Annotated in this window: 18 protein-coding genes; 8 read left to right on the top strand and 10 right to left on the bottom strand. The window is 48.1% G+C overall.

All coding sequences use genetic code 11. The features are described 5' to 3' along the window. Positions 1-114 precede the first annotated feature (114 nt). From Enr17x_RS18900 to Enr17x_RS18870, 7 genes are all read left to right on the top strand, one after another. On the top strand, positions 115-2,100 hold the full coding sequence (locus Enr17x_RS18900) for a hypothetical protein (protein ID WP_145311280.1): 1,986 nt from the start codon (positions 115-117) through the stop codon (positions 2,098-2,100). Beyond that, positions 2,097-2,768: an ABC transporter ATP-binding protein gene (locus Enr17x_RS18895; protein ID WP_145311279.1), complete on the top strand. Its 672-nt coding sequence runs from the start codon at positions 2,097-2,099 to the stop codon at positions 2,766-2,768. The genes Enr17x_RS18900 and Enr17x_RS18895 overlap by 4 nt, the downstream gene beginning before the upstream one ends. Further along, positions 2,765-3,943, top strand: coding sequence for an ABC transporter permease (locus tag Enr17x_RS18890; protein WP_145311278.1), 1,179 nt, complete (start codon positions 2,765-2,767; stop codon positions 3,941-3,943). The genes Enr17x_RS18895 and Enr17x_RS18890 overlap by 4 nt, the downstream gene beginning before the upstream one ends. A gap of 11 nt (positions 3,944-3,954) precedes the next feature. Further along, positions 3,955-4,908 carry a metal ABC transporter substrate-binding protein gene (locus tag Enr17x_RS18885; protein ID WP_145311277.1) on the top strand — a complete coding sequence of 318 codons (954 nt, stop codon included), beginning with the start codon at positions 3,955-3,957 and terminating at the stop codon, positions 4,906-4,908. Between the two features lie 3 nt (positions 4,909-4,911). Next, positions 4,912-5,424 carry a GNAT family N-acetyltransferase gene (locus Enr17x_RS18880; RefSeq protein WP_145311276.1) on the top strand — a complete coding sequence of 171 codons (513 nt, stop codon included), beginning with the start codon at positions 4,912-4,914 and terminating at the stop codon, positions 5,422-5,424. A gap of 233 nt (positions 5,425-5,657) precedes the next feature. After that, positions 5,658-5,894 (top strand): hypothetical protein, encoded by a 237-nt coding sequence (locus tag Enr17x_RS18875; RefSeq protein ID WP_145311275.1) that lies wholly within the window; start codon positions 5,658-5,660, stop codon positions 5,892-5,894. Between the two features lie 84 nt (positions 5,895-5,978). After that, the gene (locus Enr17x_RS18870; protein ID WP_145311274.1) at positions 5,979-6,827 is read left to right on the top strand and encodes a TatD family hydrolase; all 849 of its coding nucleotides are present in this window, start codon (positions 5,979-5,981) and stop codon (positions 6,825-6,827) included. 71 nt (positions 6,828-6,898) lie between these two features. On the opposite strand, the gene mog is transcribed toward Enr17x_RS18870, so the two are convergent. The 5 genes from mog to Enr17x_RS18845 all read right to left on the bottom strand — a co-directional run bounded on the left by mog (position 6,899) and on the right by Enr17x_RS18845 (position 14,176). Continuing rightward, positions 6,899-7,441: a molybdopterin adenylyltransferase gene (gene mog / locus Enr17x_RS18865; protein ID WP_145311273.1), complete on the bottom strand. Its 543-nt coding sequence runs from the start codon at positions 7,439-7,441 to the stop codon at positions 6,899-6,901. Positions 7,442-7,620: 179 nt separating this feature from the next. Further along, complete coding sequence (locus Enr17x_RS18860) at positions 7,621-9,105, bottom strand: proton-conducting transporter transmembrane domain-containing protein (protein WP_232100774.1); 1,485 nt, start codon at positions 9,103-9,105, stop codon at positions 7,621-7,623. Next, on the bottom strand, positions 9,102-10,493 hold the full coding sequence (locus Enr17x_RS18855; RefSeq protein WP_145311272.1) for a proton-conducting transporter transmembrane domain-containing protein: 1,392 nt from the start codon (positions 10,491-10,493) through the stop codon (positions 9,102-9,104). The genes Enr17x_RS18860 and Enr17x_RS18855 overlap by 4 nt, the downstream gene beginning before the upstream one ends. Positions 10,494-10,542: 49 nt before the next feature. Beyond that, on the bottom strand, positions 10,543-13,656 hold the full coding sequence (locus tag Enr17x_RS18850; protein WP_145311271.1) for a DUF2309 domain-containing protein: 3,114 nt from the start codon (positions 13,654-13,656) through the stop codon (positions 10,543-10,545). 217 nt (positions 13,657-13,873) lie between these two features. Further along, entirely contained in the window at positions 13,874-14,176 is a 303-nt protein-coding gene (locus tag Enr17x_RS18845) for a hypothetical protein (protein WP_145311270.1), read from the bottom strand. 399 nt (positions 14,177-14,575) lie between these two features. Here Enr17x_RS18845 and Enr17x_RS18840 point away from each other — a divergent pair, with 399 nt between their 5' ends. Then, positions 14,576-15,247, top strand: coding sequence for a carbonic anhydrase (locus tag Enr17x_RS18840; RefSeq protein WP_145311269.1), 672 nt, complete (start codon positions 14,576-14,578; stop codon positions 15,245-15,247). 147 nt (positions 15,248-15,394) lie between these two features. Here the strand turns inward: Enr17x_RS18840 and Enr17x_RS18835 are convergent, their stop codons facing one another. The 5 genes from Enr17x_RS18835 to Enr17x_RS18815 all read right to left on the bottom strand — a co-directional run bounded on the left by Enr17x_RS18835 (position 15,395) and on the right by Enr17x_RS18815 (position 21,140). Beyond that, on the bottom strand, positions 15,395-17,065 hold the full coding sequence (locus Enr17x_RS18835; RefSeq protein WP_145311268.1) for a formylmethanofuran dehydrogenase subunit A: 1,671 nt from the start codon (positions 17,063-17,065) through the stop codon (positions 15,395-15,397). Between the two features lie 63 nt (positions 17,066-17,128). Then, a complete protein-coding gene (locus tag Enr17x_RS18830; RefSeq protein ID WP_145311267.1) occupies positions 17,129-17,389 on the bottom strand; it encodes an FmdB family zinc ribbon protein in 261 nt (86 codons plus the stop codon). 31 nt (positions 17,390-17,420) lie between these two features. Further along, complete coding sequence (locus Enr17x_RS18825) at positions 17,421-18,413, bottom strand: ABC transporter permease (protein WP_198000672.1); 993 nt, start codon at positions 18,411-18,413, stop codon at positions 17,421-17,423. A gap of 44 nt (positions 18,414-18,457) precedes the next feature. Then, complete coding sequence (locus tag Enr17x_RS18820) at positions 18,458-19,990, bottom strand: sugar ABC transporter ATP-binding protein (RefSeq protein ID WP_145311265.1); 1,533 nt, start codon at positions 19,988-19,990, stop codon at positions 18,458-18,460. Next, positions 19,983-21,140 (bottom strand): sugar-binding protein, encoded by a 1,158-nt coding sequence (locus tag Enr17x_RS18815; protein ID WP_232100773.1) that lies wholly within the window; start codon positions 21,138-21,140, stop codon positions 19,983-19,985. Before Enr17x_RS18815 ends, Enr17x_RS18820 begins: the two co-directional genes overlap by 8 nt. Between the last annotated feature and the right edge of the window lie 80 nt (positions 21,141-21,220).

Here is a 21,220-nt window from a genome sequence, read left to right as displayed (position 1 = left end):
AATTCTATACTCTCTCTCGGTACGATCAAATAGTACAGAAATGTAATAAAACCTGCCTGTTTGATACGCTCTTTTCCATTAGAGCTCCGTATTTATCCAGTTCGAAATTCCGATATGACCCCACGAGTTGCCGCTTTAACCTGTCACAGTAAGAAACCACATGGCTGTACTTACAAACAGAGAGCAAAAATCCGACTGGTGCTGCTCTCTTGTCTGGTGCTACTTTGTAGTCTCGGCACCCCCAAAATCGGCGAAGCACATCCGATTTCCGTCAGCCAGGAGAATGTCTACGTCACTCGCGACAAGGTGATGCTCTCGATGCAGATTTACGTCGAAGATCTGTACTTTTTTCAGAAGCTGGAACCAGACAAAGAAAATATCGTCTCTGCTGATAAAATCAAAAAAGCCATCGAACAACACAAACAGTTCCTGCTGGATCGGCTGATCGTACGGGATATCAACGGCGAGAAATTAAAGGGAAAAGTGGTCTCGGTTGATGATTCTTCGATCAAACCTCAAGGCGTCGCGATGTCGGACCTGATGCTGTTTACGCTGGTCTTTCAGATTGAATATCCACTCGCCAAACCACCCGAATTTTTGACGTTCAGTCAACAGTTAATCGATTCCAATGCTGGCTTTCCCGCGATGGTGCAGTTTAATCTCAAGCAGGAAGGTTCTGAGACTCCCTATGCGGTCTCGATGAAACCGCGGGAGCCACAAACGATTCGTTTTAACTGGGACAGTCCTCCTTTAGCTCCGGATGCTTCCGAAGCTGACTGGCAGAAGTGGCTCAAAGAGCGTCGGGAGGAGACGTTGGGCATTACCAGTTATGGCACCATCTATTCGTTTTTGTATATTGAAGATTTTGAAATCCGACACGAAATTCTGATTCCGCTGGCAACACTTGAATCATTCTTCACCCTTGAACGCAAAGAAGACGATTTCCTGTCTGTCGCGGAACAGGAAGCGTCGCGGGAAAAGATCGAACAGTTTTTTGCGAAAGCGAATCCGATTGAAATTGACGGCATCGTAGTGAAACCTGTCATTTCGCGTCTCGATTTTTATAGTCTCGATTTTCGGGATTTTGCTAAGCCGGCAGAAAAAAAACGGGTCAGTGCTGCCAATGCCCGCGTCGGAATCATTCTGAATTACAGCACTAAAGGGACTCCCGAAAAAGTCAAAGTGACCTGGGACATGTTCAATCGGAGTGTCTGGAGTGTGGAGTCGGTCTGCTTTGCCTTTAATCAATCTTATAGACCGGTTTTTTCCAAACTGGAACGGAACAGTGTTTTTGAATGGACCAATCCGGGCCGTAAAGTCAGCCTGGATGTCAATCCCGTGGCAGTCAGTCTGCAGCCCCGTTCGCTCTGGTCGATTCCCCTGATCAGTGCGGTCGGCCTTCTCTTATGCTTTGCCGTCGCTTTGAGCCTGTTCCGAAAAACACCATCGCGCCGGAATACATTGATTGTGGTTGTTGTTTTGTTTGTTGCTAGCCTGTTGTGTTGGCCGTTTTCGCGCGTCACCTTTGCCAATCCTCTGGAGCCGATTCCTCAGATACCCGCTGAGAAGGCGGAAGCCGTTTTCAAAACGCTGCATAAGAATATTTACCGGTCGTTCGATTATCACACTGAAAGTGATGTCTACGATGCCTTGGCAAAAAGTGCAGACGGCTCCTTCCAGGAAACATTGTACCGCCAGATTAACCAAAGCCTGAAAATGCAGGAGCAGGGGGGGGCCGTTTCGCGTGTCACCGATGTGCAATGGGAGACGGTCCAGCCGGAAACGGAACTGACACAAGAAAATCAGACTACGCGTGATGAACGCAGTTTTAACGTCAAGACAACATGGACAGTCGCAGGTACGGTCGAACATTGGGGCCATATTCACACGCGCACGAATCAGTATCAGGCAATTTTTTATCTGGAACCGGTAGAAGATGTCTGGAAACTCACTGGCATGAATCTGCTGGATGAACAGCGATTAAGGTTTCAGACCAGCTTACGTGAAGTGAATACGGAAGAAAAAAACGATCCAAAAAAAGTAGAGAGCCCCCCAAAAAAATCACCAAAAACCAAGTCAGCTGATTCGAGTTCATCATGATTCAGATGCAACAACTCAAATTCAGTTATCCTCAATCCCCATTTCGATTGAGCATTCCCGAACTGGAGGTCAAAGACGCCGAAAAAGTCGCCGTGGTCGGACCCAGTGGGTGTGGTAAGACAACACTGCTGAATTTGATTTCCGGCATTCTGATTCCCGAGCAGGGGACATTGATTTCCTGTGGGATTGACTTGAAAACACTCAACGACAGCCAGCGGCGCGCGTACCGCATTTCCAAAGTCGGTTTTGTCTTTCAGGAATTTGAGTTGATCGATTATTTGAATGTCTATGAAAACATTCTGCTACCGTATTTCATCAATTCGACACTGCAACTGGATGAAGGTGTGCAGCAAAGGGCACGTGAGCTGGCGACTTCCATGCAGATCGATTCGTATTTTAACTCACGCATTGATCGCATCTCGCAGGGTGAACGGCAGCGAGTAGCGATCTGCCGGGCACTCTTGCCTCAGCCACAGATTTTGCTGGCTGATGAGCCCACTGGAAATCTCGACCCGACTAATAAACGGCTCATTCGTGATCTGTTACTCGAACACGCCACGAAAACCAATGCCACTTTAATCATGGTGACTCACGATGATCGCCTGCTGGATCAGTTCGAACGTACCATTGATATCGAACGTTTTCACGAAATGGTGGAAACGGCATGAATGGGATCCTCCGACTGACATTACGCTATTTAGCTTATAATAAGTTGAAAACGATCACGCTGGTTTTGTGTGTCTCGCTGGCGTTGCTCTTGCCAGTCTTGTTGCAATTTGGCGTGGCACAGTTCGAACAGGATCTGATGGCCCGAGCCCGTTCGACCCCATTGGTGGCAGGAGTCAAGGGAAGTCGTTTTGATCTTGCGCTACAAAGCATGTATTTCAGTCGTGCAGATCTGGAGCCGACATCGATGCGGGAAGTGGAAGCGATTCAGGAGACAAACTATGCACTCCCGATACCACTGGCACTCCGTTTTACCGCACAGGGATTTCCCGTTGTCGGAACGACTCTGGATTATTTTGAGTTTCGTGAGCGGGAGATCGCGAAGGGAACCCAACTGAAACGGCTGGGGGATTGTATAATTGGAGCCAATGTTGCTGAGAAACTTCAGTTACAACCCGGCGACAAACTGATGTCGGATCCGCTCAATGTGTTTGATCTATCGGGAAATTATCCGCTGAAAATGCGGGTCGTGGGAGTACTCGAAGAATCTGAGTCACCCGACGATGATGCCGTCTTTGTCGATTTGAAAACGGAATGGATTATCTCGGGCATCGGACACGGCCATCAGAGTGTCAATGCGGAAACCAGCAAAGATCTGGTCTTGAAGCAGGAAGATCAGACAACGATTGCGAACGCCGCCGTCCCTCAGTTTAATGAGGTGACCGATGAAAACTTGTCTTCGTTTCACTTTCATGGAGAGACTGATTCGTTTCCCATTTCCGCTATCATCGTGGTTCCCGTGGATCAAAAGTCGGAAGTCCTGCTGTTGGGCATGTATGATACGAAAGAATCACAGTTACAGTTGATTCGTCCAACCGAAATTGTCAATGAGTTGATGAGCATGGTGTTTCGCGTGAAGCAGTTATTTGATATGAATTCCTTGCTGGTTTCGATTTCCATAGGATTATTATTGGCACTGGTGTTTGTGCTTTCGCTGCGCTTACGCAAGCGGGAACGTCAAACAATGTTTCAACTGGGCTGCAGCCGATCGACGATCTGGAAGCTGCAGCTGACAGAAGTCTTCTTTATTTCAGCCGCCAGTCTGCTGGTTGTACTGGGCATTACCTTGATTGTCCGGGTTTACGCGGGGCAGCTGCTGCGTCTCTGGTTTAGTTAGTGATTTTGAATATGCAACGGACTATTTTGCTCTTGGTACTGTTTTCAGTGCTGACACTCTGTGCCTGTCAGCCATCCCCACGGTCAAAAGAAAAAAAGACGGCGGAAAATGAAACACCTGTTGTCGTGGTGGTGAACTATCCTTTGCAGTTCATTGTTGAGTCTCTCGTCGGCCCGGAATATGAAGTTCTTAATCCAGTGCCTCCCGACGCAAACCCGGAAACCTGGCTTCCCGATGATGTGATGATTCAGACAATCCAGCAGGCAGATCTGATTGTTACTAACGGTGCCAATTTTGCCGACTGGGTTAAGAAACTGTCGCTGCCCCGTTCCAAAGTCTTAAGAACATCGCTTTCATTGAAAGATGCCTTGATCACGGTTCCCGATTTTGAAGTGCACAGCCATGGGACCGGCGGCGCGCATTCCCACGCCGGGACCGTCGCCTTTTTCTGGCTGGATCCGGCTTTAATGGCGCGACAGGCAGAAGCGATTGCACAACGACTGATTGAGATAGATCCGCAGCAAAAAGAAAGTATCACGGCCAACCTCAAGAAACTGAAAGAATCGTTAAAGTCGCTGGGGAAAAAACTGGATCAACTGCAGGCGGAATTTCCCGGGTTACACTGGTTTTCCGAACGTCCCGTGTATCAATATCTGGCACAGCGGTGTGACTGGACGATGCATCATCTGCATTGGAAGCCGGGGGTGGTTCCTACCGAGCATGACTGGGACAAGCTGAAAACAATTCAGCAGGAGCACAAAATCTCGTTTCTAGTATGGGAGCATCAGCCGAAAGAGAATCGGGTAAAAGATCTCGCAGAACATGGTATTGCTTCGGTGGTCTTGGATCCACTGACTGGGAAACCGGCTCAGGGTGACTATGTGAGCGAAATGCAACGCCAGTTAGAACAACTGGAACAGTTCTTGAAGCAACATCAGTTAGAATCTGTTAAGTCAAAGAAGTAAGCGATGATCATTCGTCCGGAAGAACCTGAGGATATTGCCACGATCAGGCATGTAGAGAAACAGGCTTTCGGTCAACCTGCTGAAGCGGATCTGGTGGATCGATTAAGAACAGCATGTCCGGAGCAGATCTCTCTGGTTGTGATTATCGAAAATCAATTGGTGGGGCATATTCTGTTCACACCGGCAGTCATTGAATATGAGGACGGAGCAAAGCTCGGCGGTTTCGGGCTGGCTCCTGTGGCGGTATTACCCACCTTTCAGAAACAGGGGGTCGGGACAGCTTTGATTCAAGCCGGCCTGGAAGTGTTACAGGACCGAAAACAGTCTTTTGTGATCGTATTAGGACAGCATGAATTTTACCCGCGATTTGGCTTTCAGCCCGCTTCTCAGTATCAAATTACCTGCCAATTTGCGGGCGAAAATCCTGAGGCATTTATGATTCATCTCCTGAACAACAAAGGGTTTCAGTCGAAAGCAGGAGTCGCCCGGTATCATTCCGTATTTTACTCACTCTAATTCCTACGATTCGTCTTATTATACTGAAATTCTGTTTCAGGTTTCGGGAATTTGACTTGAACTCAGTTAAGAGAGTAGGAAGAACCGATGTAAGGTGTATAATAAAGCGTGACTCAGATCACCCAAATTGGAGGTGATCGTAGCGTTTTTCGAGCCCCTGGCGGATTCGTTGAAGACGCTTTCGTATCATGAAGGAGCGAGCTACCACAGACGTACTAATCCGAAAGGTTTTAATGATGCAAACAGCTTTACAGGTTTTGGATCGAGAGTATCTCGAAGCCCGTTGTTCCCTGTTGGAACTAGCCGCGACATTGGATCGCATTGATCGGGCCAGTGATGAAGAGGAATCCAACGATTTCAATGATTCCCGCTTGGATCTTCTGAATCAGGCGATCGCACTTTTGACAGAAAAAAGTCATCTGCCGAATCGGTCTGAACGAATGCTGCTCCTCTTTTCTGATCTGGACTAGATCAAGTTTTCAGAAAACGAATTTGGAGCGAGCCGACGCGAAATCCTCCCACCCGCTTACTTTTGAATAAACAGTGAGACGATCATGCAAATCATTCAACCCCATTATCATGCCATTGCAAGAACCGCACAAGATTACGAACGCATGGCGATGTCCGGCGTTGTCGCCGTTGCAGAACCTGCCTTCTGGGCCGGTTTTGACCGCCTGTATCCGGAAACCTTTCTGGATTACTTCCGGCAGATCAGCGAATTTGAACCGACGCGTGCCGCCGAGTATGGCATCAAGCATTACTGCTGGGTCGCCGTGAATCCCAAGGAAGCAGAAAATCCGGAATTGAGCCGCGAAGTGCTCAAGCACATGCCGGAATTTTATGAAAAACCGACTGTACTCGGCGTGGGAGAAATCGGCTTCCATAAGACCACGAAAAACGAAGAAGCGATCTTCGAAGAACAAGTGGAGCAGGCGATCAAGTATGACCAGTTGATTCTGATTCATACGCCGCACCTGCAGGATAAAGTGCGTGGCACAAAACGCACACTGGAAGTGTTATCACACATGAATGTGAATCCTGAGCGAGTCTGGATCGATCACGTCGAAGAACACACCATTCGAGAGCCTTTAGAAGCCGGCTACTGGGTCGGATTTACTCTGTACCCCGTCACCAAGTGTTCTCCCAAACGAGCCGTGGATATGCTCGAAATGTATGGGCATGAGCGAATCCTGGTGAATTCCTCTGCTGACTGGGGGCCCAGCGATCCCTTTACGCTGCAGCAGTGTGTGGTTCAATTCCGAGCCCGAGGATATTCGGTTCAGGATGCGATCGAAATCTTCCATAACAACCCCGCTCGTTTCCTGGGACAGAATCCGAAATTCGATATTAAACCCATTCAACTGGAAACGATTGAAGACGAGATCAGTTCGAATCTGGTTTAGCTTCGAGCGTTTTGGGGTAAATAATATAACAGGAGCCGCGATGTGAATAGCGGCTCCTGTTTTTTATGCGCTCATTTCTTTTTCGGACGAAATGCAACGAGCCGCGATTCATTAGTTTCCAGGTAAGGGCCTTCAAGCAGATCGATACAATAGGGGACAGCCGGGAACACCGCGTCTAGACATTCCTGAATCGCCTTGGGTTGGCCTGGCAGATTGATAATCAGTGAACCACCCCGAATGACTGCCGTTTGACGGGAGAGAATGGCCGTGGGAACTTTTTCCAGCGAGACTTTCCGCATTAGTTCCCCGAAGCCCGGCATCTCCTTTTCAGCCACAGCCAAGGTTGCTTCCGGCGTGATGTCTCGTTTCGCCGGACCTGTGCCTCCAGTTGTGACGATCAAACAGCACTGTTCCAGATCGGTGAGCTCTTGCAGGGTTTCGGTGATGGTATAAAGTTCGTCGGGAATGACGCGTGCGACAGGAGTCCACTCGCTGCTGAGAACTTCGGACAGATAGTCCACAATCGCAGGGCCACCCCGGTCTTCGTATTCACCTCGACTGGCGCGGTCGGAAACTGTCACGATTCCAATTTTGACATGATCTTTTTTAGACACGAAAGTCCTTTCCCAAAACAGGGTATGATTTGGGGTAATAATAATAAAATTGAATACAACTCAATAGAGTCACTGGAATTAAATTATCAGATTGTCTTCCATACCAGCGTTTGTTGCGATGAGAAATTCTCTGATTCAGCAGAGAGTTTAAAACCGGTGAAATTGAAATAGTGTCGCTGTCATTGATCTTCGTGTAATTTCATCAATGGTTGGGAAGTTTCTGTAAGATCTGTTACACCAATATTGGGATCGGAAGGATGAGTTGAGTCATTGAGTACAGCGCCACGCAGCCGAATCAGTTCCATGGCGGCATGTTGCCTGGATGTCACACCGGGTTGTGGGTAGAGTCCTCCTCCCAGAATGAGGGCTACCAGAATCAGAATTGCTACATGTTCTGACGTGCGTGCACGGAGCGAAATCGTTGCGGTATGCCGTGCTCCGGTAAAGACCCGAAAGTAGGCCTGTAAAATAGCAATACTATTCAACGCGGCGGCAATCACAACGGCTGTTCCGACCAGTGGATAGACTTCAATTGCCCCCTCTATAAGCAGTTCGGTTCCGATAAATCCGACCGTTCCGGGAAAACCGATTGATGCGAGTCCTGTCACCAGGAACAATGCCGCCAGTGTGGGGGTGTGATCGTAGAGTCCGTGGTATTTCACCAGAGAAATTCGTCCAATTCTCGCTTCGATAGAACGGAACGTCAAAGCGAATCCGGCCAGAGAAATTCCGACTGAAATCCAGACACATAATCCTCCTGTCAACCCGAGGGGAGTCGCCATTTCTAATCCGACCAGCACAAGAGAAGAATGGCTTAAAAACAGATAACAGAAGAATCGACGGGCTTCCCGTTGTACGAGTGCCATACCGGCCGCATAGACGGCTGTTGTCAAAGAAACGAGAGCGATTCCCTGTAGTGCCCAGTCGGGGGCTATGGGGAAAACCAGTCTGACCATAGCGTAGGCACCCGTCATCGGAGTTACAAACAGTAAGGCTGTTCCGAAGGTCACTTTTTCAAACAGATCTGTCATCCAGCAGTGTAGCGGAATGATGCCGCTGCGCAGCAGGGCGGCAGTGGTTAAAAGGGCTCCGGCAGTCAGTGAAATTGAATCACCGGCTTCACCGAAATGGGAAAGTGCTCCTCCGACAACCAGCAGAGCAATAAACAGTCCCATGTGCAATACATAGACGCGAGTTGAGAGATGATGGGCCTTTATTTCAAGATATGGTAGTATGGTTGCGACAGAAAGTAATGCGATGATCCCCCACGGCTCCTTACAACTCAAAGTAGCCAACAGGATGGCTTCGGATAGCAGCGCGCTGCTGAAAGGAAAGCGGTGCCCTTTGGTTTTCAGTGTTGAAAGAACTGTAAGCAGGTAAAGCAATGCCGCCAGAGGAAGTAAGGGAGCGCTCAGTTCGTCTATAATGAAGAAATCATTATTGAAGACCCAGTCAAAAATATTAAAGTGATCTCGAGCTTCAAATGTATTTAAGCTTTCAAAGTCAATCCATTCACAGACTGTAGTGAGGAATACGAGTCCGCAGATCAGGAGGCAACGCCGATAGGCAGTGTCACGGTCATGTGTCATTCTGATCCAAATTGCGCCAAACAGCAGAATCAGGATGGATAATTCCATCCAGGGCAGATGGAGTTCAGATATCATAAATATTCCTCCAGAGATTCCGTATGCGGTTTGATTTGATCCGATTTTCTGGATTCACCTTCTGAGAGAAAATTGGTCCAGCGGCGTTCCAGGCCATCACACATGCGGAACAGGGAAAGAAACGGATGCACGATTAATTGATTGCAGAGTATGTCCAGGTAGCCGCGTTCGAGCTCAAATCGATAAAGCCGAATCCGATAACGCCTGGGCATCACGCGAACCCATAAAGAGGGCTTTTGCGACAGGTGTGATCCAATGGCATTTTCCAGTGTATGATAATCATGCAATAATGTGGGAGCTCGGAGAAGTTGCAACGTTCGAAGGCACGCATGACCGATGATATGAATCAGCGCAATGTATCGAAATCCACAGCCAATCTCGACTACGATAATGCCGACTTGAGTCAGAGAGGCAAACGCCAGCGCACTTTTAATATCCGTTTGAACGCGGGCTACAAGGGTTCCAAAAATCGCTGAGATCAAACCCAGAAAAATAACCGCCAGTCGCAGTGTCAGCGAAAGTTCAAGAATCGGACTGACACGCAATAGTAAATAGGCTCCAAGATGGACGGAAAGTGAGCCATAAAACACGGCACTGGATGGGGTCGGTCCTTCCATCGCGCGGGGAAGCCAGCCGGAAAATGGTACCAATGCTGATTTTCCGGCTGCGGCAACGAGTAATAATAACCCGACTAACAGGGCATGTTGTTCGGAAATCGTAGCGTGCCCATCCGGCCATGAGCCCGTTCCCATCAGTCCATCAAAATCACCTGCCCCGGTCAAATGATGTAACATCAACGCCGCGATCAGAAATGCAGCATCTGAAATGCGGTAAATCGACCAGATCCGCAGACCATTGCGAACAGGATTGAGTCGCTCGTGAAAAAAAGCGACCAGTAACGCCGAAGACAAACCGACGAGTTCCCAGCCGAAAAAAAGTGTTTCGATTGTACCGGCCAGTGATGAAACAATCATACCCAACAGAAAAATAGCGTAGCAGACAAAGAAGCGATTATAACCTGATTCACGATGCAAATAGCGACTGGCAAAAGCACCGATCGTTCCGCAGAGAATAAATGATAGAATACAAAAAGGAATTGACAATCGATCAAAAATAAACTTCAGGTGGAAATGAAAGTGTTGTTCGGGGATGACTACCCAGTTTCCGAGTTCGATTGGAACATACCGGATATCGAGTGTAAGCATCAGTCCCAGAATGGCAATCGAAGAAAACAGTCCGATCATCACCATCGTTTGAGTGGCACGCGCCATCAGGCGTTCCCCAATTGGCCGATCAATCAGCGAAGTTACGCCGAACAGCGCTAAGAGTAAAGCAGGGCTGAGCACGACACAGACGCCAAGAAAATGAAATACTGCTTCAGAATTCATCGTTATTCAGTCATTTTGTTAAAGATTAAGAGGAACAGGAGGGCATTCATCAAGACGAAATCTCATGCGTTCGAATGGACGCAAATCCGAGGTGATCGCGCCAGCCTCGATACCAGGCGATGGATGAGTCTACTACAGGAAGTTCTTTTGTTTGCGGTTTGTAGACTTCAAATTCTCCGTTACGGAAAAGATGAATTTGCGATGTTTCAGTATTGAGGACCGCCAGTTGAACCCAGTTTCCGTTTACGAGCTGAGCAATGGCAGGGTTGTTTGCGATAATCCGCTGCATGGCTTCTTTTGTCGTTTCAATCACAAAGAGCAAGCGGACCGGTTCATGGATTTCGACCATTTGCCAGGGCAGGCCGGGACGCAGGTCGCTGGCAGCTCCATCCATTACGCCCAGTAATGAAGTGATATTGTGAGCGAGTTTTGTTCCGCAACCGTATCCCGTCGAATCTACATAGGAAAAATAGTATTCAAGGTTAATACCGGCACAAACAGGGATGACGGCCTGCAGTAATCGTTCCAGAATCGAACTGTTGGAATCATCCAGCGTCGGGTCATAAGATGTCAAAAACGCACGGCGATCCAGATACAGTCCACGACTCCACTCTCTGCGGCCTACGAAGCACAATGAATTTGTAGCATGACCATACTCCGGTCGTGTCTGTGAAAGATCTTCTGCACGACCTTCGACGTGCCGCAGTGCATCGGTTACAGAGAGCTGAAGTTCTGCAGATTCAAAACGTCGACAACGTTCATGAGCGCTGTGAGCTCGGGCTTCATTGAGATCCTTTTCAGCGCTTTCGAACAATGCACGTTGTGAAAGGGGAAGACGATCCAGATCATACCAGGTGATGCTGTCATCGCATGTGTTATGATAGCATCCGACAAAGCTGGTGTCGTCGGGTATGACCAGACTCTGATCCGAAAGAATACGCCTCACGCGGGGATCATTTGCCATTTGTGCAAAAGCCCGTGCGTTAGGACCCCCACGACCCCCACCGCATGCTCCACAATCATGAGCGGCTTCGTGAGGGTTGTTGAGACTGGCAGAACCATGCCCGCAAATGATAACCAGCGGCGAGAACCGTTCCGGTTTCGATAGCCCCAGAGCTCTTAACCCACCTTCAACGATTTTGACCATTTCGTCAATCGAATAACCAAGTTGGTCTTTTTTCGGTCCCGGTTCGAGACCGATCCGTTCCAGACGCAATTGTGTACTGGGAGGCTCAACAATCCGATCAAACATACGACGGATTTGAGCTGTTGTTCGTGGGAAAAGAATTCTGGCGACAAGCGGAAAGGCTGCGAGTGAACCCAGCAGCCCCGTCAACAATCCTCCGATGAATGTTCGGGTTCCTATGTGCGCCTGATGCGTTGCCCGTCCAATCCGCCGCCGTGTCTCGGCGCGCCGCTTGCTGACTTGTGTGAGAGAATAGAGCGTTTCTTCCTGGACGTAGTGAATCGGTTTGATGTTCACCGGACAGAGCGGAGTGTAGTGTGCATCGGCGGCACCACGGTAGTACATGGCGACGCCGAAGAAACCTGCGATTCCGAAGGTCTCACATTCAGGGGCAATTTCTTCCAGATGTCTGCGGAACGATTCTTCGCGTTCGTCAATACAGCAGACAACCTGATAGGCAGGATGCTCTGATTTCAGGGAATCGGTATCAGCTTGTTGTGTGCGATTCCGGGCAGAGTGAACAGCGACTGCGTCCAGAGTTTCATTGCGATATTTTCGTTCGAATGCCAGTTGATAAATGCGCCGGCGTTCCAGGCTTGAAAACAATTCAATCTCTTGAATGAGAGTTGTCCACTGTTCACAGGAAAGATGCAGAAGATCCTCAGGATTCCAGCCACGGACCTGAGCGAGTTGGAAAATCGTAAACGCGCGCTGATTGGTCTGGCAAATTTTCTGTTTACTGATTCGATCGAGTAACTCATTTCGTATAGTATTCAGTGGTCCTTCTGAGTCTAACGAATTCTGCATCAGATATTCGACAGCCAGTCGATCAAGAATCAGCCGTACTGCAAGAAATTCAATCAGGCTGCCTGGAGGAGCAGTATGTGGCATCCATTCGGCATTAGTTTCCATCTGCCAGACCATACCGGCCCAACCCCGCAAGGCAAGGAGTGTCTGAGAGAGGAAGTCTTCCTGGTCTTCGTCGGCGACTCCCAGCAAGGAAAGCGATTCAGCGATCGATTCCAGCGGACCGATGCCGGAAGCATCCAGTCGTTGAAGTTCGCGTCTCAAGCCGGATAGTTCGATAGCCGGGCTGATCTTTGTTTCAGAATACAGTTGGAAAAATGAGCGATAGAACCCCAGATCGCGCTCGGGCAATGACCAGCTGCCAACTCCTTGATCAAGAAAAGCCGCACAAAAACGGATCAAAACATCATGAACAACCAGGTCCGTATCCTCGCCGGTCGCTTGCAACAATAGATTGCGATGTCTGAGAAGTTTCTGTGGATTCTTTGTCTCTACTTTTGAACCTTGTACACCATTGTAGCAGACTCGCCATAAAAAATGTAAAACAAAGGATTCCCACTTCGAATCATTCCACGCTTCAATTGTATCTTTACCAAACTGGCAGAACAGGCTTTCCAGGATGTGCTGTGCTTTCTGTTCACGCCGGTCATTACCATTCAGAAAGTCGCGCATGATCCAGTGACGTGTCGCGCTGATAGTTTGTTCTCTGATTACCGGTTCGACTTCCTTCCGAAAATGACGTAAGGCATCAGTTTCTGCGATGAACCAGCGTAATTCAGAGTCTGGTCCCGAATGCAGAGGGAACTGCAACATTGCTAATCGGAGTGCATACCGGGTTCCGAATCTGCCAATCAGTATGTCAGCGGTTTCCTCCAGATCATCCAGCAAAACAGCTTCAATGTCCTCCACACGAATTCGGTCGTTTAAAAACTTTTTTCGATAACGGTCTTCCGATAAAAATGGATGGCATCCAAATGTCCGCCCTCCTTCGACGACCCCTTTTTCGAATGGCCGATCTTCGAATGCATGCAGTGTATTATGATGCACAAAGACTGTGATGGGGCCCTGAGCGGGCAAGAGGTGAGCGGCATGTTCGATTGCATGACGAAGTTGGGAGTACTTTTCCTGATCAGTCGGTTTTGAAGTCTGAGTATGAGCAGATTCGTTCATTGTTATTCACAGAAATGGAGATCCAGATGTCCGAAATGATCCGCGGTTGAAACCCATCAGTTGAGCGCACGATCTGTAGCAGCAAAAAAAAGAAAATGCCTAACTTTATTTCACGGAACGAAATATTTTTAGGAGCTTCAACTGTGGCAGATACAGAGTGATCAAGTCGAGGCATCATGACGTTGTTAAAATCACGATGGAGAGAGCGGCTGTGGAATTAGCAGAGAGAAGCGGGAGGGGCACGTGAGCTATCTGGGCTTAGCGTGACCACCTTAGAGACAAATGAGGTTTCATGAATCAAAGAATCGATCGATTTTACGAGGACAAAATCGATACTCAGTGTGCGGAAGAGATGAGTTACTGACTCCCATTTTTTCAGTTCTTCCTTAGATTCATTCTCTTCGAGTTTTTCGAAAGGCTGGTTGACGGGAATTTCTTTGCCGTCTTCTCTTGTTACCAGAGACAGCGCTGTGCCAAACAACACCCCCCAAAAGAGAACGAATAAAACAAAGAATTCCATCAAATGTCCCAGCAGCATTATTTGTTTCAGCAGCATTCTTTAACTGAAAATGGTTCAAGACCATTCATTCTAATTAATGCTGGCAAGTTAAGTAGCAACTTGAAGATTGGCGCCAATATAATACTTTTGAAGGGCAACAGCAAGTTCGCTTTCGGAATTGTCGGAGAGCATTCTTGTATATATAGAGCTGTCGCACTGTCTGATCTTTTTTGAGGTTCGGCAAATCATCATTATTTTTGAGAGTGATGTCCTAGAGTCGGAAATTAATCTCGTTTTGGAAGAGATACTCACTAGAATAGAGACAGGGTTAAGTTGAGGGATTTCGAGGCAGTCCACATGTGTGTTCACCTGTTCCGTTCTTCAAGAGTTGACATAGTCTTATAAAGTGGGAGAAAGAGGATGCAAAAGCTCGTCGATGGGATTCACGAGTTTCAAAGAAACTATTTTAGCCAGGATCAAAAACTATTTGAAACTTTGACTGAAGGCCAAAAGCCGCTTGCTTTATTCATTACCTGTTCTGATTCAAGAATCAATCCCAATTATTTGACTCAGACAAAACCAGGTGAGTTATTCATTCAGCGGACTGCTGGAAATATTGTCCCCCCGTATGGAACCGTCCATGGTGGCGAGGCAGCGACAATTGAGTATGCAGTGAGTGCATTGAAAGTGAAAGACATTATCATTTGCGGGCATTCTCACTGTGGGGCGATGTCTGGTCTGCTGGATCCTGCCCTCATTGAAAAAATGCCTGCTGTCAAATCTTATCTGGAACACGCTGAATCAACTCGCAGGATCGTTGACGAAAATTATACCCACATTCAGGAGGCGGATAGACGCCTGATACTTACCGTACAGGAAAACGTTCTCGTTCAAATTAAAAACTTAAAAACTCACCCCTCCGTTGCTGCTGCTGTTGGTCGTGGAGAGTTAAAACTACATGGCTGGGTATACAAATTTGAAACCGGCGAGGTATTCAATTTTCATCCGGACGAAGGCCAGTTTCTCCCGATCCAAGCTGAAGATATTGTCTTGTCAGACTTAGAATTGGATCGGACATTACCTCCCATTTAGAAACTGCGAGTCAGTTCCTGGTAGAAGCCCGTTTCCTGCAGATGCTGTTGAGAACATTTCGTCTGGATTGACTTTCATCTGTGTCAGTCATGCATCAACATGCTGCTCCCTCATTCAGACAACAGAGGGTGCAGCATTTTCTTTGGATCAGTCCGAATTCATACCGCAAGTGACTTCTTCCGCTTGTGGAATTTCCTGTTTCGCAATCTGATAGTTTCGGAACCGGATCGAGTAATTCTCATCGAACCAGTTCTTGATATGCGGCAGAAATTCCTGATCAAATTCGGGCGCTGTATAATATGTTCGGCCGAACTGATGTTCCTGGATTTCTCCATCTGCGACAACAAGTTGACCATCTTTAAAGACCCAGCGCGGGCGTTCGAACATTTCCTGGCGGTTCTGTTGAGGCGCATAGATGGTAATGTCAGCATGCGCTCCCACGCCGAGATGCCCCTTATCCTTCATACCCAAGACACGGGCGGGGGCGGCACGTGTGATGATGGCGATTTCGTAGAGCGAGTATTCACGCTCCAGATCAGCCAATACACTTCGTTCGCGAATATCTTCCGGCATCTGAGACAGAAATTCCTGACGGAAACTACGATCCATTAACAGATAAATGATTTCCGGATAATGGTAAAACGCGCCTCCATTCGGGTGATCGCTGGTCATGATGACTCGCCAGGGATCTTCCATTAGAAGATACCATTCCAGTGCGATGGCCCATTGGACCGCATTAATCAAACTGCGTTGCGGGCGGTATTCAATTGGAATCACGCCACAACTGCTTTCCAGTTCACAGTCGGCGGTATACCATTTGTTGCGGTTAATGTTATGCAAAAATTGACTGAAGGGAGTGTCCCCGGTCATTGAGAGCGTCAATCCGGGGTTGATATGACCGACATCGACAGTGATGTTTTCATGGGTGTTGACATAGTCGACCAGCTTCTGTGTCGCCGAGCAAAAACTGGTCGGGTCATTCGGATCACCGTCATACGAATGAAACTGAACATGTGCCAGATGACCGCGGTGACCTTCCAGCGACTCCATTGTATTCAACGTGGTTTCCCAGTTGCCTGGGATTCCCAGATTATTACAGTGAATATGCACCGAGTGCGGCAGTTGTAATCGGTCGGCAGTTCCCGCCAGGCCGCGTACAATCTGTCGGGGAGTGACACCGAAATTCTGAACGGGAGAATCCAGTTCTTTAATCGATTTGCGGCTGATTTGTTTCCAGTCTTCAACACCGCCTGGATTGACAATTTTGATCGTATAACCTTTGGCCGATTCCAATAGCCAGCTGCAATACGAGTCCAGGGCTTTCTCATCCTGATTTCGCAAATGCTTCATTACGAAATGGTTGTTGCCGAACAGGAGATAAAACCCCTTGTCCAGAATGGGTGTGTCCTGTAGTTCTTCGTGTGCATGTCGTGCGTGCAGACCGGGGATCGCGGCATCCATGGCTGTGGTATAGCCGATACTGGCGAACAGATATCCGGTCGCGAACGTGCTGGGAACCACGCCTCCCGTGCCGGAACGCGTATGTTCGCTACGAAAAATAGGGGGGGCGTTGCGTTTCATCTCGGGCGTCATTTTGCGCCCGGCGTTGACTTTCGGACCGGCGATATGACAGTGCATATCAATGCCACCCGGCATCACCACATAGCCTGTCGCGTCCAGAGTTTTTCCCGAAAAAGTATCTGGATTGGGTGGGGCGGGGATGATCTTGCCGTCCTGAATCCACAAGTCACGTACTTCGCCGTTGACGCCGTTCGCAGGATCGTAGATCGTTCCATTTTTAATTCGGGAAACAGACACAATAAACCTTTAACAGCGACAGAAGAAAAATTCAGGAGCGCAATGACGTGGCGGGGCAGTTAGTTAGTGTTGGTGACGGCAGCAATTGGAACGGCCACATCCGGGATCGGCCATCGGGAGCTGTGACTTTTTGTTGGAACTCTCCCCTTTAAACAGGAGTCCGCCCGAAATCAGGCGTTCGACGGGAGTTGTTTTAGGAGTTTTTGCCAGGGGAATTCCGGCTCTCTCACAGAGTTCTCCCCAGGTCTGGAGCGATTCCGACATGCGATGGCTGACTTCGACAGTTATGCCATTGGCCTCGCAATAATATTCATAAGTAATCATGCTGATTCATCCACGATGTAACGGAGAGAAACTATCCGGAGGTTTGCCTTGCCTGTAGAATCGCTCTGCGTTTCTGGGCATAGCGTTTTACCAGCTCATCTGTGATCACTCCGACTAATATCACTGCTCCAATGATAGCAAATTCCAGTTGGGAGGGAATCCCCAGCATGGTAATCGAATTGCGAAGAACCCGCATCAGGGCTGCACCAATCACCACCCCCAGAATGGTGCCTTCGCCCCCACGAATGCTACAGCCTCCTAAAACAGCAGCTGCTATGGCGTACAGTTCATAGAAATTGCCGATGCCTTCCGGTTGAACAGAGTTAATATCCAATGCGAACAAGACGCCACCCACGCCTGCTAAAAAGGAGCAGATCACGTATGACATGATCACCACCTGGTCCGTTTTAATGCCGGAATAGCGAGCGGCTGCTTCGTTATTGCCGATCGCTTTCAGATAGCGACCAAAAATCGTTTTGTTTAAAAAGAAGGCCGCCACAATGGCCAGACCGAGCATGATCAGAAAGGGAACAGGTAATTTGAAACCTTCCCAAAACGGGATTTCGACTTTTCCGGTTGCTAAATAGCGTAAGCTGGTATATCCCGTTCCAAAGCCTTGCGTCTGATCCTCGGTAATACCCCGGGCAATACCACGGTATATCAGCAGGCCACACAGGGTAACAATAAAAGGTTGTAATTTGAGCTTTGTAATTAATAAACCATGGAACAGTCCGATGGCAATTGAGATTGTTCCTGCGAGTAAAAGAGCACTCGCGATAGAAAATTGTTTTTCTACGATCATATAAGGCAATAAACTACCGACCAGACAGATGACCGAACCAATCGAAAGATCGATACCGCCGGAAATGATCACAAATGCCACACCAATACTAATGATGCCGAACAACGACGTTAACCGGATCACATTTTGCATGTTGTATGCGGAGACAAAATTTTCATTTGAGACCGCCGTCACCACACATACGACAATTAACAAAATTAAAATGCCCAGGATTTTCTTCATGATTCAAACTCTTAAGCGCTGTTCTGTCTTTGAAAAAATTTAGTTCAAGCAGTCACTGCTTTATCTGTTTGTCCTGTCGCCAGTTGCATGATCGCTTCTTCACTCAGTTTGTCTCGCGACAGTTCTCCTGTCAGCCGCCCTTCATGCATGACAAGAACACGATCTGAAATGCCGCGAATTTCTTCCAGGTCACTACTGACGAATAATACTGCCATCCCTGTGGAAGCCAGCTCATTCATCAGATTATAAATTTCTTCCTTGGCCCCCACGTCCACGCCTCGTGTGGGCTCATCCAGCAGCAGAACTTTCGGTTTCATGGCTAACCATTTTCCCAAAACTACTTTTTGCTGGTTTCCCCCTGACAAAAACTGAACGATCTGGTGATCACTGGGAGTCTTGATTTTCATAGCAGCGATCATCTCTTCTGAAATATCTCGCTCTTTTGAAAAATTAATCATCCCCAGTAGTTTCCGGTCACGGGAGAGACTGGCCAGACTCATATTCTCCCGAACGGCCATTTCCAGTACGAGTCCCTGCAGTTTGCGGTCTTCGGGAACCAGTGCCAGACCGGCTTGGATTGCATCCCGGGGAGAATGAATTCGCGTTTCTTGACCATTTACGAAAATCGCTCCCCCTTGAGGGGCATCGATTCCAAACAGAACCTGCATCAATTCTGTTCGCCCTGCGCCAACCAGCCCCGCAATCCCAACGATCTCATTCTTCTTCAGTGAAAAGTTAATTTCGTGTGTTGGGTTTACCGGAGTCCGCAGATCTTTTACTTCCAGAATCACTTCACCTGGTTGATGAGGAGTGTGTGTAAAAAACTGGGACACATTTCGGCCCACCATCAATTGCACCATTTGCTCGTGCGAAATTGAATCACGATCCAGATCGCCTGCATTTTCACCATCGCGCAGTACAACGACCCGGTCAGCCAGATCGTTCACTTCTCCCAGGCGGTGAGAGATATAGATAATACTGACACCTTGTGCTTTTAACTCTCGGATAACAGAAAACAAAGCTTCGGATTCATGAAGCGAGAGAGATGAGGTAGGCTCATCCATGATCAGAATTCGGGCATTGATCGAAAGCGCTTTGGCGATTTCGACCATCTGTTGCTGTCCGACCGTGAGGTTTCCCACCAGTGTATGAGGTGAAACATTTAAACCCACACGTTTTAGCAGCTTTTCCGATTCGAGGTACGTTTGCTTCTGGCGTATGACGCCTGCCGAGTTGGGCTCACGCCCCAAAAATATATTCGCCGCAATATCCAGATTCTCACAGAGATTCAGTTCCTGATGAATTAATGCGATCCCACAGTCAAGCGCATCCTCTACATTGGAATTCGAGATGCGTTTTCCGTCGATCAACAGGTTTCCAGAATCCGGGGGCTGGACGCCCGCCAGAATCTTCATCAAGGTGCTTTTACCGGCCCCATTTTCCCCAATCACTGCCAGCACTTCCCCATGACCTAAAGTCAAGCTAACCTGACTCAAAGCTTTCACACCAGGGAACTGCTTGGTAATCTTCTGCACTTCCAGAAGCGGAGCGGAGTGAGCCGAACTGGAATTACTCATCCGCCTTCGCGTCTTTCTGTTTTTCGGGAGAATTTTCTGTTTCTGCTGGCTTAAGATCGAGTTTGAGATTTTCCGCATTATCCTTCTTGAGTTGATCGGTGTCACTGGTCAGGGATTTCAACTCAGCCCAGTACTCTTTCACATTGTCCTTCGTAATTTTGCGAGCAGGAATATGAATGATTTTATTCTCCGGTACAACAGATTTATCGCCGTTGGCAAGTGCGTTCAGAACACGAACCGATTCATATCCATACTTGTAAGGATTCTGAACAACCGTTCCTTCGACGGTCCCGTCAACGATTCCTTGCAGGCTGGATTCATCTTCATCAAATGAAACCACTTTAATCTCGTTCAGTTTCCCTGCATCACGAATCGCTTCTAAGCATAAGGGGGGATTGTAGGCAAACAGCCCAACCATACATTTCAGGTCAGGGTTATTGGCTATCGCATCCTGAGCATTGGCTTTTGCCTGTGGGAAATCAAAGTCATCCAGACGCGTATCCAGGATCGTGTATTTCTTATTTTTGATGACTTTGCCCGGTTCGTCGTAACGTGTGTTGTCGTGAGAACGCTCCATCAATTCATCAATCACTCCCTGTCGTCGAAGTTTTGCATTAGCCTGTCCCAGACGTCCGACAAACAGCATGATTTCACCGCCATCGGGCAGCGCTTCCTTGACCAGTTCACCACACATGCGGCCCGCTTTGTAGTTGTCCATGCCGATATAACATTGGCGCGGGCTTTCGGGCGCATCGGAATCCTGTGTGACCAGAATGGAGTTGTCAGCGATTTCCTGTAAGAGATCATTCTGATTATCAGGGTCGATCGGGCTAATGGCGATTCCATCAATGCCTTGCGCTAAAAGTTCCTGGACCATTCTTTTTTGATCAGTGACACCTTTAGGAGGCATGCGAACTTCTACATTCACATCCAGATCCTCTCCCGCTTTTTCTGCGCCTTTCTGTGCAATCACCCAGAACGAAGCGATCCCATTTGTGACAAAGGCAACATCATTTTTTTCTGCAGAGTTTGCATCTGTTGCATCAGAATTTTCATTGCCTTTTTGCTGATTGCAACCAGCAAAAAAGAGTGAAATACTTAATAATGTTGCTAAAAAGCGGCCATTCCGAATCAGTTCACGACAAGTCATCAAGTGAGGCTCCTTGTTTGTATGTTGTGCAGAAGATCAGATGTGATTGGAAATAATATGATGATTGACTTCATTATATG

It is taken from the genome of Gimesia fumaroli, from assembly GCF_007754425.1.
Taxonomy (GTDB): Bacteria; Planctomycetota; Planctomycetia; order Planctomycetales; family Planctomycetaceae; genus Gimesia; species Gimesia fumaroli.
Note: the sequence above shows the minus strand (reverse complement) of the source record. Positions and strands in the feature narration are given on the sequence as shown.